The 14,941-nt window shown below is 48.1% G+C and carries 15 protein-coding genes; 2 read left to right on the top strand and 13 right to left on the bottom strand.

Features of this window, described 5'->3' with window-relative positions; translation table 11 throughout:
- Nucleotides 1-3: 3 nt before the first annotated feature.
- On the top strand, nucleotides 4-609 hold the full coding sequence (locus tag QUA70_RS03610; RefSeq protein ID WP_333324612.1) for a hypothetical protein: 606 nt from the start codon (nucleotides 4-6) through the stop codon (nucleotides 607-609).
- Nucleotides 610-749: 140 nt separating this feature from the next.
- Here QUA70_RS03610 and QUA70_RS03605 read toward each other — a convergent pair whose 3' ends face one another.
- From QUA70_RS03605 to QUA70_RS03575, 8 genes are all read right to left on the bottom strand, one after another.
- On the bottom strand, nucleotides 750-950 hold the full coding sequence (locus QUA70_RS03605) for a hypothetical protein (protein ID WP_015174854.1): 201 nt from the start codon (nucleotides 948-950) through the stop codon (nucleotides 750-752).
- Nucleotides 947-1,291 carry a hypothetical protein gene (locus tag QUA70_RS03600; RefSeq protein WP_333324610.1) on the bottom strand — a complete coding sequence of 115 codons (345 nt, stop codon included), beginning with the start codon at nucleotides 1,289-1,291 and terminating at the stop codon, nucleotides 947-949. The genes QUA70_RS03605 and QUA70_RS03600 overlap by 4 nt, the downstream gene beginning before the upstream one ends.
- A gap of 105 nt (nucleotides 1,292-1,396) precedes the next feature.
- Complete coding sequence (locus tag QUA70_RS03595) at nucleotides 1,397-2,671, bottom strand: FGGY-family carbohydrate kinase (protein ID WP_333324609.1); 1,275 nt, start codon at nucleotides 2,669-2,671, stop codon at nucleotides 1,397-1,399.
- A gap of 21 nt (nucleotides 2,672-2,692) precedes the next feature.
- A complete protein-coding gene (locus QUA70_RS03590) occupies nucleotides 2,693-3,868 on the bottom strand; it encodes an NAD(P)/FAD-dependent oxidoreductase (protein ID WP_333324607.1) in 1,176 nt (391 codons plus the stop codon).
- A gap of 128 nt (nucleotides 3,869-3,996) precedes the next feature.
- Nucleotides 3,997-4,074, bottom strand: a complete 78-nt coding sequence (locus QUA70_RS28510) for a zinc-ribbon domain-containing protein (protein WP_445251605.1) — start codon at nucleotides 4,072-4,074, stop codon at nucleotides 3,997-3,999.
- A gap of 68 nt (nucleotides 4,075-4,142) precedes the next feature.
- A complete protein-coding gene (locus tag QUA70_RS03585; protein ID WP_333324606.1) occupies nucleotides 4,143-5,570 on the bottom strand; it encodes a serine/threonine-protein kinase in 1,428 nt (475 codons plus the stop codon).
- 326 nt (nucleotides 5,571-5,896) lie between these two features.
- A complete protein-coding gene (gene ilvB, locus QUA70_RS03580; protein ID WP_333324604.1) occupies nucleotides 5,897-7,732 on the bottom strand; it encodes a biosynthetic-type acetolactate synthase large subunit in 1,836 nt (611 codons plus the stop codon).
- Between the two features lie 411 nt (nucleotides 7,733-8,143).
- On the bottom strand, nucleotides 8,144-9,433 hold the full coding sequence (locus QUA70_RS03575; protein WP_333345045.1) for an MFS transporter: 1,290 nt from the start codon (nucleotides 9,431-9,433) through the stop codon (nucleotides 8,144-8,146).
- A gap of 346 nt (nucleotides 9,434-9,779) precedes the next feature.
- Between QUA70_RS03575 and QUA70_RS03570 the strand changes: the two genes are divergently transcribed.
- On the top strand, nucleotides 9,780-10,118 hold the full coding sequence (locus QUA70_RS03570; protein WP_006633346.1) for a P-II family nitrogen regulator: 339 nt from the start codon (nucleotides 9,780-9,782) through the stop codon (nucleotides 10,116-10,118).
- A gap of 156 nt (nucleotides 10,119-10,274) precedes the next feature.
- Here QUA70_RS03570 and rdgB read toward each other — a convergent pair whose 3' ends face one another.
- The 5 genes from rdgB to QUA70_RS03545 all read right to left on the bottom strand — a co-directional run bounded on the left by rdgB (nucleotide 10,275) and on the right by QUA70_RS03545 (nucleotide 14,864).
- Nucleotides 10,275-10,862, bottom strand: a complete 588-nt coding sequence (rdgB, locus tag QUA70_RS03565) for an RdgB/HAM1 family non-canonical purine NTP pyrophosphatase (protein WP_333345043.1) — start codon at nucleotides 10,860-10,862, stop codon at nucleotides 10,275-10,277.
- A gap of 15 nt (nucleotides 10,863-10,877) precedes the next feature.
- Nucleotides 10,878-11,498, bottom strand: coding sequence for a hypothetical protein (locus QUA70_RS03560; RefSeq protein WP_333345041.1), 621 nt, complete (start codon nucleotides 11,496-11,498; stop codon nucleotides 10,878-10,880).
- Nucleotides 11,499-11,656: 158 nt separating this feature from the next.
- Nucleotides 11,657-13,081, bottom strand: coding sequence for a phosphoglucomutase/phosphomannomutase family protein (locus QUA70_RS03555; protein WP_333345039.1), 1,425 nt, complete (start codon nucleotides 13,079-13,081; stop codon nucleotides 11,657-11,659).
- Nucleotides 13,082-13,293: 212 nt separating this feature from the next.
- On the bottom strand, nucleotides 13,294-14,028 hold the full coding sequence (gene folE / locus QUA70_RS03550; RefSeq protein WP_333324594.1) for a GTP cyclohydrolase I FolE: 735 nt from the start codon (nucleotides 14,026-14,028) through the stop codon (nucleotides 13,294-13,296).
- Between the two features lie 110 nt (nucleotides 14,029-14,138).
- Complete coding sequence (locus QUA70_RS03545) at nucleotides 14,139-14,864, bottom strand: SDR family oxidoreductase (protein WP_333345037.1); 726 nt, start codon at nucleotides 14,862-14,864, stop codon at nucleotides 14,139-14,141.
- Nucleotides 14,865-14,941 lie beyond the last annotated feature (77 nt).

Here is a 14,941-nt window from a genome sequence, read left to right as displayed (position 1 = left end):
TTTATGCCTTACAGTCAATTTACAACGATCGGCAAGGTTAAAGAAGCATTCAATCTTACAGTAGTGGAAGGAATCAGATTTCTGCCGGAAATCGAGCCGATCGCACCCGGAACAGCCTTGCAAACCCTACTAGAGACAAATTTGCCTTGGGCGATCGCTACCAGCACCGAAAAAGCCCGTTCAGAAGCTATTATAAACCCTGTATTGCTGGAAGTTCGCAATATTCTGAACCAACAAATCAGCGTGTTTTCGGGTGAAGAATTTAATGTCGATGCTGCTGTTGGACTTACAGGAGTTTGCGATTTTCTCATCAGCCGTTCCCCCGAACAATTAGACATTGAAGCCCCAGCAATTGTAATGGTAGAAGCTAAAAAAGGAGATTTGAAAGTAGGTTTGGGTCAATGTATTGCTGAAATGGTTGCGGCCCAGAAGTTTAATGAAGCGAAAAGTCGATCGATATCAGCCATCTACGGCAGCGTTTCCAGCGGCACAGCTTGGCGGTTTCTCAAGCTGGAAGGGCAAATAGTGACGATCGATCTTACCGATTATCCGCTACCTCCCGTAGATAAAATATTGGGATTTTTAGTCTGGATGGTGCGCCAAAATTAGCATCATATCAAACCTGCGTTGAAAACTCGCGATCGGATTCGGCGGTTGAAACCATTACTACACAACCTTGCGTCCAAACAGAGGGGACTCAAAAGAAATGATTCAAGACTCTCCCGTAGGGAATCGCCCCTCGATCGATCTTATTCGACTACCTGAGATTCCACACGCCTGTATTTACCCGCCAAACGTTCTCGACGCTGGCGGCGGTTATCAGCTTCAAATATGGCGATTAATTCATCCAGGTTTAGAGTCAAAGCGTCCAACTGTTGGCAGACTTCACGCATCTTTTCAACGTGTCGCTTTCTGGTTTCAGCGTCGGGGATTCTAGGTTGTTGGTTCATGACAAATTCCAATCCATTTTGATTTCTCGGATAGTTGCTTCTGAGGCATCGACAGCCGCCTCTGTTTGTTCTATCGTTCTATACAGAAAGTTTAACGTATCCGCAGTCGCAGCGGGTTGAGATTCTGCCACCTGCTGCAAAAGCCTGTACAAACGATTGTAAGGGTTTCTCAACCTTTCCTTAACATTATCCAGGGATTCAAGTTCGGGGAGTGTCGCTTCTGTCTCGCCAAACTGCTGCATTAAAATGTATTCTGTGGCGGTTGTTTCGTTGAGGATTTCCACTAGCCGCCGCTGCAAGGTAAAAATTGTGTTCAGGATGTCATCAGGTAGCTTTGCCATTGTCCTTAATTTTTAGGGATAACAACTTAACACAATATATCAGAATGTTTGCTTCCTCTCATTTTAGTTTTAATCGATATCGATATCCGTCCAAATTTACCACCTTTAAATTTGCGTTCCATGCTTCGCCAATAACGCACTTCCATAAGCAGCCGCAGTATGAATCGGCGTTTCAACAGGCACTTTTAAATAACGATTTCTAATCGCACTCCAAACCGGATTTTTTGCCCCGCCGCCAGCAGTATAAACTTTGGTCAAAGGAGTTGCACCCAATTCTTGCAATAATTGATATCCCCGCGCTTCAATCCGCGCTATGCTTTCTAGCAAACCATGCAGAAATTCCACAGAATCAGCGGGACGCGGTTCGAGTCTGGGCGGCAAATTAGGGTCATTAATCGGAAAGCGATCGCCCTTTTTCAACAATGGGTAATAATCCAGCAAACTCTCTTGTGCTGGATCAATTTGTGTGCTATAATTCTCTAACTCAACATCAGTAAAAAAGTGTCGCAGCACTGCACCTCCGGTATTAGAAGCGCCTCCAACTAACCACAAATCGCCTAATTTATGACTGTAAATCCCGTATCTAGAATCATCTACGCGGGTATGACTTAACAGTTTGACTGCTAGTGTAGAACCGAGAGAAGTTACTGCTTCCCCTGGTAAATTGACACCGCTTGCTAAAAATGCTGCAATGCTATCGGTTGTGCCAGCACAAATTATACAATCGCGGGGAAAACCGAAGCGATCGCCCACTTGAGCTCTCACTTCCCCCACAGGCGTGCCCGGTGCGACAACTTGCGGCAATTCAGGACTTGCAGCGCCCGCAATTCCCTCGATCAGCCAATTCGGATAGCACAAAGTATCAACATCGAAACCGAGTTTCAAAGCATTGTGATAGTCGCTAATTCCCAATTTCGCGTGCAGCAGAAATGCCAGCCAGTCAGCTTGATGCAGGAAAACCGTAGGGGCGGTGCCCCCGTGCCCGCCCTCCTGCAACCACAGGAGTTTGGCCAGACTCGATGTAGCGCTCAATACTGTGTGGTTATCCGGCGCGATCGCCCGCAATTTCTCTGTCACCGCTGCACCGCGCGCATCATTGTATAAAATCGGCTCGCATACTGGTATACCCTCGGTATTGCACAGCATGACAGTGGAGGATGTGCCGTCAATGGCGATCGCCCTTACCTGATTGCGGATTGCTGGGGGAATTTGCTCGATCGAATCCCACAGCGCATTTTGCCACAGCGAGGGCAATTCAGGCTGTTGTTGCCCGTTGTTGGCAAAAGTATACTCTGTCTCACAATATATTTTCCCCTGGGAGTCTATGACAGTCGATCGGGCGCCAGTCGTGCCAAAATCTATTCCCAAATAAAGATTCATTTGCCACTCCCGCGAATTTTTCTATACAGAAGTGTCCTTTTGTCTACGAGCAGCTAAGGCTAATTCAAAGCCTGTCTTGAGTTGGTCAGCTATGTCCGGGGAATGGGATGCTTCTCCTCCTTGCCTTGCTTTCAGTTGTAACGGTGTGGCGATCGCAATCCGTTCCTCTTCATAGTCCGTAAGAGCTTTAGCAACACAAGAAGTATCCTGCAAGTTCAGCCCCTTGAGTTTTTTTGTTAAAGCCACAGCATCCTCAAAGGCCATAGTAGTACCTAATCCTAATGACGGTCGCATCGGGTGAGCGGCATCCCCTAATAAGGTGATTCTCTCTCTATCCCCCCATTGGGATACTGGTTCCCGATCGAACACGCCAGTTTCCACAATGGTGGTAGGGTCAGTTGCTCGAATAACCCTTTCAACAAAGGGAGTCCATTGGTCAAAAACTTGGAGAACCATAGCTAAAACATCGGTACTCTTCTCTGTAGTCGGATGCAGTGCAGTCCCTGTCCAAGCGAGTTCCTCGGGTCCTGCATCCATAATCCAAAAATTTTTCTGGTCTCCGACCACCAGTTGAAAACCAGCCCCTTCTGCAAAGGGTTCAGCGAGGGGGGCTAGGATGTGACGGGGCAAGATTCCTCGCCAAGTCATGGTTCCAGTGTACAGAGGCGCACCATCTCCCACGGTAAGACCGCGAACCACCGAGTGATACCCATCGGCACCAATTAACAGTCGTGCGCCAACATCGGGCTGATTCTCAAAGTGCAAACGTAAGGGAGGCTTGGACGGATCGGGGACCTTAGTGAAGTTGACAAACTTATGGTTAAGGTGAAGGGATACGGTAGGTGGCAGTGTGTTGTGCAATGAGGTTTGTAGGTTATACCACGCTAGCCAAGTGAAGGGAGTACCCGCCAAGGGCGATTCATCAGAAAACAGAACCTCGCCATTGGGTCTCATCAGCAGTTGTCGCTGTGGGTTGACACCTAAGGCACGAACTTGGGTAGCGAGATCGGCATTGATGAGACCCAATGCCTTATACCCCGCTTCTGCTAACCCTAGAGCAGCGCCGATGGGACGTAAAGCTCTAGCTCGTTCAAACACAGCTACCGAAAAACCTAAATTGGCTAGCCCCTGGGCTGCACATAGTCCGCCCGGCCCTGCACCAATAATTGCGATATCGAAAGTTGGGGTTTCAGTCATGAATTGTGTTGAGAGATTTCGGACTTGTGTGTAGGGAGGTTGGGACTCGGCGATCGACCAGAGATACAATTGTTTTCAGGCGATTGGTGACACCTATGGCTTGACCCCCGTGTCCCTACTTTCCGCCCTTAAACTTTTGTCCCGCACTCAGGACAAAACTTATTGCTCGAAACATTCTTGGCGCCGCAACTCGGACAATAAACCAACTCCGCAGAGTGCAACTTGTTACGATCGGGCAAACCAACCAAGGGCTGCAATCGCTATAGATTACAGCCTACAGCTCTCGATGCGAGAGAAGAGAGAACCACACAACCAACCCCAACCACCCCAACACCCCAACAACCCAACCCAATCCTTCTCCCCCCCACGCAAACACACGCGCACACGACGGGAGGTGACCCCGTGGTGCTTCCAGATTAAAGGTTAAATCATCGTACTCCAACCAACCTTTCCTCCCCTTTCTCCTCTTTCGCCAACCGACACGATCGCCTAGCTTGCATTCAGTGTCATAATCAACTTTACCGCCTATTTCTAACCAGATTTTTTTCTGGACACTAAAGCCGAAACGACCCTGACTATATTTTACCCACAACTGGTCGATCGTCCGCAAATCATCGCCAGGAAAATTCTCGATCGAGTTCGTATCCAACCAACCTTCCTTCTCTCGTCTCGCAGCTTTTAACATCACCTTGAATGTTTCCCTATCCGCATCTTTCCACTTTCCTGCTGCCAATAAATCCCGCAGACGAGTATAGTCAACACCCTGCGCCGATTTAAGCGAGTCTGGTGGCGGTGCCGATGGAGGTGTTTGAGCTGATAATTGAGGTAATCGAGTACCAAGAGCCTGCAAAACTTCAGTAGCAGATTGATAACGTTTCTTAATAGCAGGCTGTATCATTTTATCTAAAATATGACCCAGTTCCGAACTGACAGATGTTTTTAAGTGTTCTCGCCACACCCACTCAAACTCCCTATCATCGAATAAATCAATCGGTTCAACCTCAGTTAACAGACACAGACAAGTGACACCCAGACTATAAATATCACTCGCATGAATCGGTTTACCGTTGGCTTGTTCTGGTGCCGTATATCCAGCCGTCCCGATCCTCGTTCCCGTTACCGCTAGAGCCGTTTGTGTCGCATATTTCGCGGCTCCAAAGTCAACTAAAACCATTTGCCCATCTTGCCGAAGAATAATATTTTCTGGCTTGATATCCCGGTGAATTACTTGGCGGGAATGAATGAACTCGAATACTGGCAATAAATTATTAAGCAAGTCGCGAATCTGCGTTTCGCTAAAATATCCCTTAGATTCTAGTGTTTGGGCTAAATTTTCACCCTTGATGAATTCTTGGACTAAATACTGTCGTCCATCTTGACTAAAATATGCTAATAAGTCGGGAATTTGAGAATGTTTACCCAACTGTTCTAGGCGTACTGCTTCCAGCTCAAATAACTCAGCAGCTTTCTGGATACTATAAATGCCTTGAAATTGGGGGTAAAATTGTTTAATAACGCAGGGAGGTTTTGAGGGTTTATACTCGTCAATAGCTAGAAAAGTGCGCCCAAATCCCCCTTGTCCAATAATTTTTTGGGCTCCGTAGCGATCGCCCAATAGCAGTTTATTCCCACATTTTTGACAAAATTTTGTATAGCCAGACGGGTTTTGGAATAGGCAATCAGGGTTTAGACACTGGCTCATAAAATATGCTTAGAGATTACAGATTAAAGCTCTCGATGCGATGCCAGCGGAGATGGTGTTAAATGTGGAACAGCCGATCCGGGTAAGGACACGGCCTTGCCGATATGTGTCAACTTAAGTCTGAAACCTTTGTATCTCTCGCTTTTATCCGAGGCCAGATCCCCCTAAATCCCCCTTAAGAAGGGGGACTTTGAGATCGCTCCGGTTCCCCCCTTATTAAGGGGGGCTAGGGGGGATCTGGCCTCGACGATAAACAGCAGTCTATGACTACGTTTGACCTTAAGTTGAGACTAATAGGCACAGCCTAAGTCCCCACTCAAAACTCGTTAAACTTTTGTCCCGCACTCAGGACAAAACTTATTGCTCGAAACATTCTTCGCGCCGCAACTCGGACAATAAATCAACTCCGCAGATTGCAACTTGCTGCGTTCTGGCAAACCAACCATTTGAGCGTTGCTCTTACCCGGAACTACCATCGGATAGCAGTTTTCGTCCCTCGTCACCTTCACGTTCATCAGCACCGGGCCGTCGTGAGCGAGCATTTGACCGATCGCATCTTTGAGTTCCTCCGGCCGCGAAACCAGCATCCCCTTCACGCCATAAGCTTCAGCCAGCATCACAAAATCCGGCATCCCTACAGTCATATTCGACGACGAATAACGCTCCCCATAGAACGCCTGCTGCCACTGCCGCACCATGCCTTGCCAGCCATTATTTACAATAACAACCTTGACATTAATGCCGTATTGTGCTAACGTTCCCAATTCTTGAATATTCATTTGCACGCTAGCATCGCCAGCAATACAAATCACTTGCTCATCGGGTAGCGCCATTTTCGCGCCCATCGCCGCCGGCAGCCCGAAACCCATCGTGCCCAAACCAGCGCTCGAAATCCAGCGGCGCGGCCCGTTGTTCAAGAATTGAGCCGACCACATTTGATGTTGACCGACATCGGTTGTGTAGTAAGCGTCCGGCGCTTGAGTAGCCAACTCCGAAATCACCTCTTGCGGAGACAAAATGTCTGGGTAATGAGGCACAACTAACGGATAGTCCTGTTTCCACCGATCGATCCTGTGCAGCCATTCCGCAGTCTGTCCGGCATTCCCCGAAACTCCTGTTTCCCGACAGCGGCGCAGCAAATCGATCAAAACATGGCGGACATCTCCGACTATCGGCACATCAGGGCCCCGATTTTTGCCTACTTCCGCCGGGTCGATATCGATGTGAATCACCTTAGCGCGCGCGGCAAACTCGTCTAATTTGCCCGTCACGCGATCGTCAAACCTCGCCCCCACAGCAATCAGCAAATCGCACTCGGTAACGGCAAAATTAGCGTAAGCAGTGCCGTGCATCCCCAGCATTTTCACCGACAAAGGATGGTTTTCGTCAAAGGAACCTTTGCCCATCAGCGTTGTCGTGACCGGCAATTGGAAAAGTTCGGCGAGTTCCTTAATTTCCTCGTGGGCCCCCGCGGCGATCGCCCCGCCGCCCACATAAAGCAAAGGACGCTTTGCTTCCTTCAGCAAATAGATTGCTTGATTAATTTGCCGAGGATTTCCCTTCACCGTCGGGCGATAGCCCGGAATTCTCACCGATCCCGGTTCCACTGGCAGATAGTCAAATTCTTCTAAATTCACATCCTTGGGCACGTCAACCAAGACCGGCCCGGGGCGTCCCGTACTCGCAATGTGGAAAGCTTCTGCCACAATTCGCGCCATATCTCTCGGATCGCGCACTACATAAGAATGCTTGACAATTGGCAGGGTAATCCCGTAAATATCTGTTTCCTGAAACGCATCAGTGCCGATCGCCGGACGGGGAACCTGACCGGTGATAATAACCATCGGGATCGAATCCATGTGCGCCGTCGCAATCCCCGTCACCAAATTAGTTGCGCCGGGGCCCGAAGTAGCGAAACAAACCCCAACTTGTCCGGTAGCGCGGGCGTACCCGTCGGCCGCGTGAGCAGCACCTTGCTCGTGGCGCACCAGAATATGTTTGATAGCGCCAGTTTCTTCAGCGCGGTAGAGTTCGTCGTAAAGCGGCAGAATTGCGCCGCCGGGATAACCAAAAATATGCTTGACGCCGTGGCGGATCAAGCTGTCAATCAGAGCAAATCCACCAGTTGCACGCCTGATGGTCACTTTAGTTTTTAGTTGCACAGAATTTCCTTCCTTAAACTAATTATGATTTTTAATGAAAGCTTTTATACTACTTTAATCTTAATTAATGAAACTATGAAAATTTAAGTGGTGAGATTTTACAAAAGATTGTGCTATCGGACATGGATCGCCCGATCGAGAAATTGTGGAACAGCAGAGGAAGAAAAGAAACAGAGAAAATCGCGGCCTCTATGCCGGTTTACCACGCTATGAGGCTTGTATAGCATTTGTCCTTCGACCTTCGACAATAAAAACAATCGTTTCAGCAATTAAGAACGTCCTAACCATCAGCGCGGTTGCTATGTTAGAGATCGATCGCTAAAAGAAAGCCCTCTAACTTCTCCCTCTTCCCTCTTTTTATCTTCCTTCTTCCCTCTTCCTTCCTTTGGCCTTCTTCCTTCTTGCCAAAGTTCACAGTGCGTCCTGCAATACTTTGCGAGTATGTTTCCAAGCTGCCATGCCCATCACCGAGACCAAAAAGCCCAAACTCAGCAACACAATCCGCAAGCCGAGGTCATCCGAACCCACGGCTTTGCTGACAGCATCCGTCAGCGGGCCGGTCAGCGCTAAAGGCAAACTCAGAGCAATATTAATCGCATTGTTCTCCAAGCCAAAGACTTTTCCCCGCATAGATTCGGGAGTTTTTTCTTGAATCAAAGCCTGCATGGGGCCGTTAATTAAGGAAGCACCAAAACCGAACAGAGCACTCAATCCGAATCCCACCCATAACTGTCGAGTAAAGGCAAACATTGCTAATACAAAACCCATCATCAAGAAACCGATTAAAGGCAGAGGTTTGTGGTGCATTCGATGACCCCAGTGTCCCAAAAAGGCTGCGCCGAAGACCATTCCAACTCCCGCAGCAGCCAGCAAAAAGCCAAATTGAGTTTCTTTGAGACCTATTTTGCCTGAAAGCGCGATCGCCAGAACCTGAAGTGCTGCAAACACGGAATACAAAATCGTCAACTGCACCATCGCGTTGCTGACAAGGTGATTGTGTTTCAAATACCGCAAACCTTCTTTAAGGTCTTGCCAAGGATGGACGTTTTTGCCACTGCTGCCGGCATGACTTTCTTTGATCCGCATGGCATAGATCAAACCTGCTGATATCAGGTACAACCCGCCCAGCAAAAACTCTTGAGAAGCTGGTCCGAAGCTGTGTTTGACCCAACTAAACAGCGGTTCGCCGATCGTCATCCCGACAATAATCCCGCCCATTGTGGACGAGGCGAACAGAGCATTTGCTGACATCAGTCCCTCTCGCCCCACGGCCAGGGGGATGGCGGCTGCTTCTGCTGGAGCAAAAAATTGCGTTACCGTAGAGACCAAAAACGTAATTGCCAGCAAGACTACAAAAGCTTTGGGCAAAAACGGCAAAGCTACAATCAGCAAGGCTCGAATCACGTTGCAGGCGATCAGCATTTGCTTTTTGGAAAAGCGGTCTACGACGATACCGGCGGCCGAACCAAAGACGATCGCCGGCAGCGTGTAGGCGATCATCACCGCTGACAGCATAGAATTTTCCGCCGGATTCTGTCCAGGTGTGTAACCGCCTGTTTTCACCAGAATAATCAGCAATACGTAAAAGATTTTATCCGCCACTTGGGCCAATAACTGGCCCGTCCACAAGGCGAGGAAGGGGCGATTTCTCAGTAGGGCATCAAGCCCGCTGCGGTCAGGGGGAGGGCTGGCTGGGTGCATAGGAATAGTTTAACTGACCGCCTCTAGCAATTATAGTTTTCAGCAATACGTGCAAATCTCACATGGCAAAGTGGAAACCCGGAAAACTCCTGTCTCCTGGGTTCTTTTTCTGTTTTAGCAGATCGGTGGCGGAGGGCTTGGGTCTTTTTCACTCTACCGTGATCGGAGCCGAGATCCCGCGCCTCGGGCCAATGGGAGAATATTGTTAAAGATTGGCGTGCCTCTCATCGCGAGTACAAAATAAGGTAGTATATTTTACAAAATACTTAATACTAGCAGTGATATTAAAAGATGTCACGCGATTTAAGTAATATAACGAAGGTACTAACTGTTAGGAGTGAGAAACTTGAAAAAGGTTGAAGCTATTATTCGCCCCTTTAAACTAGACGAAGTGAAAATCGCACTCGTCAATGCTGGCATTGTGGGGATGACTGTTTCTGAAGTTAGAGGTTTTGGCCGTCAGAAGGGCATGACTGAACGCTATCGCGGTTCTGAGTACACCGTTGAGTTCTTGCAAAAGCTCAAGGTCGAGATTGTTGTGGAAAACGATCAGGTTGACATGGTGGTTGATAAAATTATCGCGGCTTCCCGCACGGGCGAGATTGGCGACGGCAAGATTTTCATCTCTCCTGTAGAACAAATTATTCGGATTCGGACTGGGGAAAAGAACTTGGAGGCAATCTAAGATACTGGGGCATTGGGCATTGGACATTGGCCAAACAGGTAATTGGTCATCGGTAACTGGTCATTGCCAACGAAAAACCTCTTTCCTGTTTAGTTGTGATACCTAAGTGTCAATATCCAATGCCACAGTTACCCCATGTTTTGGCTTTTTTCCTCATTAGGGGTTGACAAGGTTCGCTATTTGTGGTAATAGAGCCTGGAAGGCTCGACCGCGGTGAGAGTGCGATCGCTTGATATCGGGTGTCATTTCTGCAAAAGTCTGTTGCTGTGCGGGTACGTAGAAAATGGGGTCATATCCGAAACCTCCCGTACCGCGAGGAGTGTGGAGGATTTCGCCCCGACAAATTCCTTCTACTTGCAAGGCAATTGTACCGTCGGGACGGGCGATCGCGATCACGCCAACAAATTGTGCTTGTCGGTTTTGTTCGTTGCCTAATTCTTTGAGAAGTCGAGATATCCTGTCAGCATCGGTTTTCCCGTAGCGCCCCGAGTAAATCCCAGGTCTACCGTCGAGTGCATCTACCATTAAACCAGAATCATCGGCGATCGACCATTTGCCCGTGGCTTTTGCGACTTCAGACGCCTTCAAGCAAGCATTAGCAATAAAAGTTTCGCCTGTTTCCTCGATTTCCAACTCTTCCGGTTTGAGTTCCAATTCCCATCCCAAATCCTGAAGATAAACTTGCATTTCCTTGAGTTTACCCGGATTGCCCGTAGCTACAACTAGCAATTTGCGATCGGTCATTATTTCTCTTAAAACTTACGGCTCCATATTAACAAAAGATTGGGGAAATGGTTGCAACAAAATTCCCAAAATCTTATCAACATCTTGAATATAGTATTCAATCGGATCGATATAAACAGTAGTTTCCTCCAAAATCAAGAATTTCCAGTTAGTACCCGTCGTCACCGCGCCGTAAATGCGATCGACCTCAGTGTCTTGGTTTTGATTGAAACATTGAGCCGCTACCATTGCAGCCACGCATTGACCCAAACCGCCAATGATATCTTCCTTTTTTGCCTCAAAAATTGTTATAACCGGAGCACTGATGAACAATTGTTCTGAAGAACCGCTAATAATATAATCGCAAAATCCTTGCAAACCTCTTTCTGGATCGACAGTAAAATCCTTACCGGAAAAAAGAGAAACTCGTTTGTTTAACAATCGCCGAACTTCTGCTAATATCGGGGCAATTAAAAATTCTGAGCGAGCTTTTTGTGTGGAAATAAAAGTTGCTAGCGGTACATAATCGATCAGGATTGTTGTTAAAAGTTCGGATGGTGAAACTGGTTTGGTCTCGGCAAATAAATTGCGAGTTTCATCTAAGGTTAATCCAAAATCTTTTTTGACTCTCGCAAGGCTGAAATCGCTGTAAGCCATTTGCTTTGATCCTAAAATTAACCTGGTATAGCCGCCATACTATTTGATTTTTAAACAAGATTTTTTAACCGCAGAGGTCGCAGAGGACGCAGAGAAAGAGAGATTTGATATCAACTCATCCGCGTTCATCTGCGTTTCTCTACGGTTAAAAACGGCGATTAATTATGCGCCCAAGCTTTCGCCCAGTTTAAGTTTTGCATAACTTCTTTCAAGGTCGCCGCTTCTGAATACAGCCGCAACACAGGTTCGGTTCCGCTAAACCGAATTAGCAGCCAACTTCCGTCGGCCAAACGGAATTTATATCCGTCAACTTTGTTGCAATCTACAACTGCTTTGCCGGCGATTTCTGTTAAAGGTTGATTTTGCAGCAGCGACAGCAAACGCGACCTTTCTTCCATGTTTGCTAGGTGCAAGTCTATTCTGTCATAACCTGAAGTAAAGCTTGTTTCTTGTTGCAGTCGGCTGTAAATTTCGCTTAAGTCTTCCCCGGATTTGACAACTGCTTCTAACAAGTACAGCGCTGACAGCAAAGCATCTCGTTCGGGAATGTGTGTACCGTAGCCAATTCCTCCCGATTCTTCGCCGCCGACTAAGACTTGGGTGGTTAACATTCGATCGGCTATATACTTGTAACCGATCGGCGTTTCAAATAATGGCAAGTTGTACAGCTTGGCAATTTTGGGAATTATGTCTGAACCGCTGACTGTTTTGATGACTTCCCCGGTCAGCCCGCGCCGTTTGGCTAAATGTTCGATTAATATGGGAACTAGGATTTGTGAACTGAGAAAGTTGCCGCTAGAGTCAACGGCTGCAATTCGATCGCTATCTCCGTCAAATACAAATCCGATCGACAAACCAGAGCTTTTTCGCTGGTGAGTACGCATCACCCGAAATAACTGCGACAGGTAGCGCGGCAAAGGTTCGGGTGCACCGCCGCCGAACAGCGGATCTCGATCGCTGTTGACTTCGTGTACCGTTTCTTCTAAAATTTGAGCTAATCCTCCGGCGGCGGCACCGTGCATTACATCTACAAATACTGTAATTTTGCCGCTGGCGATCGCCTCTTTAATCGCCTCAATATCTACCATTTCCTGCAAGGTTTTGCAGTAAGCAGGCCAAGGATTGAAATTCTCCAATTTGCCGGGAGTTGCTGAAAGTGCCGCCGGATTTTCGAGTTTTGCTTCTATCTTTTGAGTAACTTCGGGCGACACTGAACCGCCAAATCCGCCCTTGACTTTTAATCCTAAATATGCACCGGGATTGTGGCTGGCTGTCAGGACGATCGCGCCCAAAGCATTTAATTGTTTGGCAGCTAAGCTGAAAGCTGGAGTGGGGGCGTAGGATTCGCTAAGCAGCACGTCAAATCCTGCGTTTTGGATGGCAATAGCGGCTGTTTTGGCAAATTCTTCGGCCAGAAATCGGCGGTCGTGACCGACAATTACGGTACCGCTGCTGCCATCGCTGCCGCCGGTTTGTGCGAGAACTTGTGCCGCTAGGGGAGCTACTAACGCCACGCGATCGAATGTAAAATCGTCAGCAATGATGCCGCGCCAGCCATCTGTACCGAATTTAATAGGATTCATTTAGTCACAAGTCATGAGTCACCCGTCTATTTTATGGGTTTATCAGTCGATCGTCATCTGATTTTAGATTTTAGATTTTAGATTTTAGATTTTAGATTGCGACTGCGGATGAATCTGGGGGCTAGTGACCAAATTGCTTAATTGCTAGCCACCACCCAAAAAGTGATTGACTAATGACTAATGACTAATGACTAATGACTAATGACTAATGATTAAAAGAATGCCGGTTGGTGGCGGATCAAATTCAGGAATTCTTCGCGAGTTTTTTGTTCTTCTTGAAACACGCCCAACATGGCACTCGTAACCGTCCAAGAACCGGGTTTTTGCACACCTCGCATCGTCATGCACATATGGCTGGCTTCCATGACTACAGCTACTCCCTGCGGTTCCAATATTGTCTGAACTGCTTCGGCAATCTGGCGTGTCAAACGTTCTTGCACCTGCAATCGGCGGCTGTACATCTCAGCAATTCGGGCTAATTTGCTCAATCCCACTACTTTTTGGTTGGGAATGTAAGCGACGTGAACTCGACCCATAAACGGCAGCATATGGTGTTCGCACATACTGAATACGCTGATGTCTCGTACCAGTACCATTTCGTTGTGGCCTTCGTCAAAGATAGCGCCGTTGAGGAGTTCTTCTAGGGATTGACTGTAACCACTGGTGAGAAACCGCATTGCTTCTGCTACCCGTTTTGGGGTTTTGAGCAATCCTTCGCGTTCGGGGTCTTCTCCTACTCCCAGCAGCATTGTGCGAACGGCCTCCATCATTTCTTCTTGGCCTACTTCTGAGGGTTTGGGCACGCTGGATTCTTGACCGTGCGAGGAATTGCGATCGGGTCGAGTGGGGATGCGCGGGGAGTTGTTCTCTGCGGTTTGTAACAGTTTCATGCTGTCAGTCGAGAGTGGGTTCGAGCCATTGGAATCGGTGGAAGATGCAATTGTCATAACAAGTTGGTGTGAGGGTGAATCGATTTGAGATTTTCGATAGGGGGATATAGCGAGAGATTCAAAGATTGTTGAATTCGAGAAAAATCCAGCAGTCTAAAATCTCAAGTTCACAAAACTCCTGCGTTGGACATGAGGGTGATTTCTTCAATTACTGCACTTGCTGGCAACTGAACTGCGTGCAGAATTGATTGGGCGACGATTTCTGGGGTTAACATGGCGGTGCGATCGAAGTCGGCGTCCACGGTATCTGTGTCCCACATGGGAGTATTGACAGAACCCGGACAGATTGCTGTTACGCGAATTCCGTGAGCCCGTTCTTCGGCGGCTAAGGTTTTAGACAAAGCCATGAGACCGAATTTGCTGACGCAGTAGGCTCCCCAGTTGGGGAAGGTTTGGCTGCCAGCGATCGAGGAAACGTTGATGATGATTCCCGATCCGCGATCGCGCATGGAGGGCAAAACTCCTAAAATGCACTGCCAAACGCTAGTCAGATTGAGGTCTAGAACGCTCTGCCAGTCGGCTAGGGACGTTTCCGTCAAGGAGCCGGTGTAGCCCATACCCGCGCTGTTGACCAGGATATCTACGGAACCCAATTGAGCTGCGATCGCGCTGATGCTGCTTTGCACTTGCTCAATTTTTGCCAAGTCTAAGGGATAAGCTTCTGCTTTCACTCCGACTTCTCGGGCTGCTGCGGCAACGGCTTCTAAGTTTTCCGACTCTCGGCTAACTAAGGCCAGATTTATGCCCTCGGCGGCGAACGCTAGAGCCGTCGCTTTGCCAATACCGCTGCTGGCTCCGGTTATCAGAGCCTGCTTTGTTGTTGGATGGTTCATTCAGTGTCCTAATACTTTCGCTCGGCTACTCCCTCAAGCGTTGCAGCCTTCTTCGGCAAATTAGAAAGCTGTCTGCT

The sequence above is a fragment of the Microcoleus sp. LAD1_D5 genome (genome assembly GCF_036702115.1).
Taxonomy (GTDB): domain Bacteria; phylum Cyanobacteriota; class Cyanobacteriia; order Cyanobacteriales; family Microcoleaceae; genus Microcoleus.
This window is presented reverse-complemented; position numbering and strand designations above follow the sequence as displayed.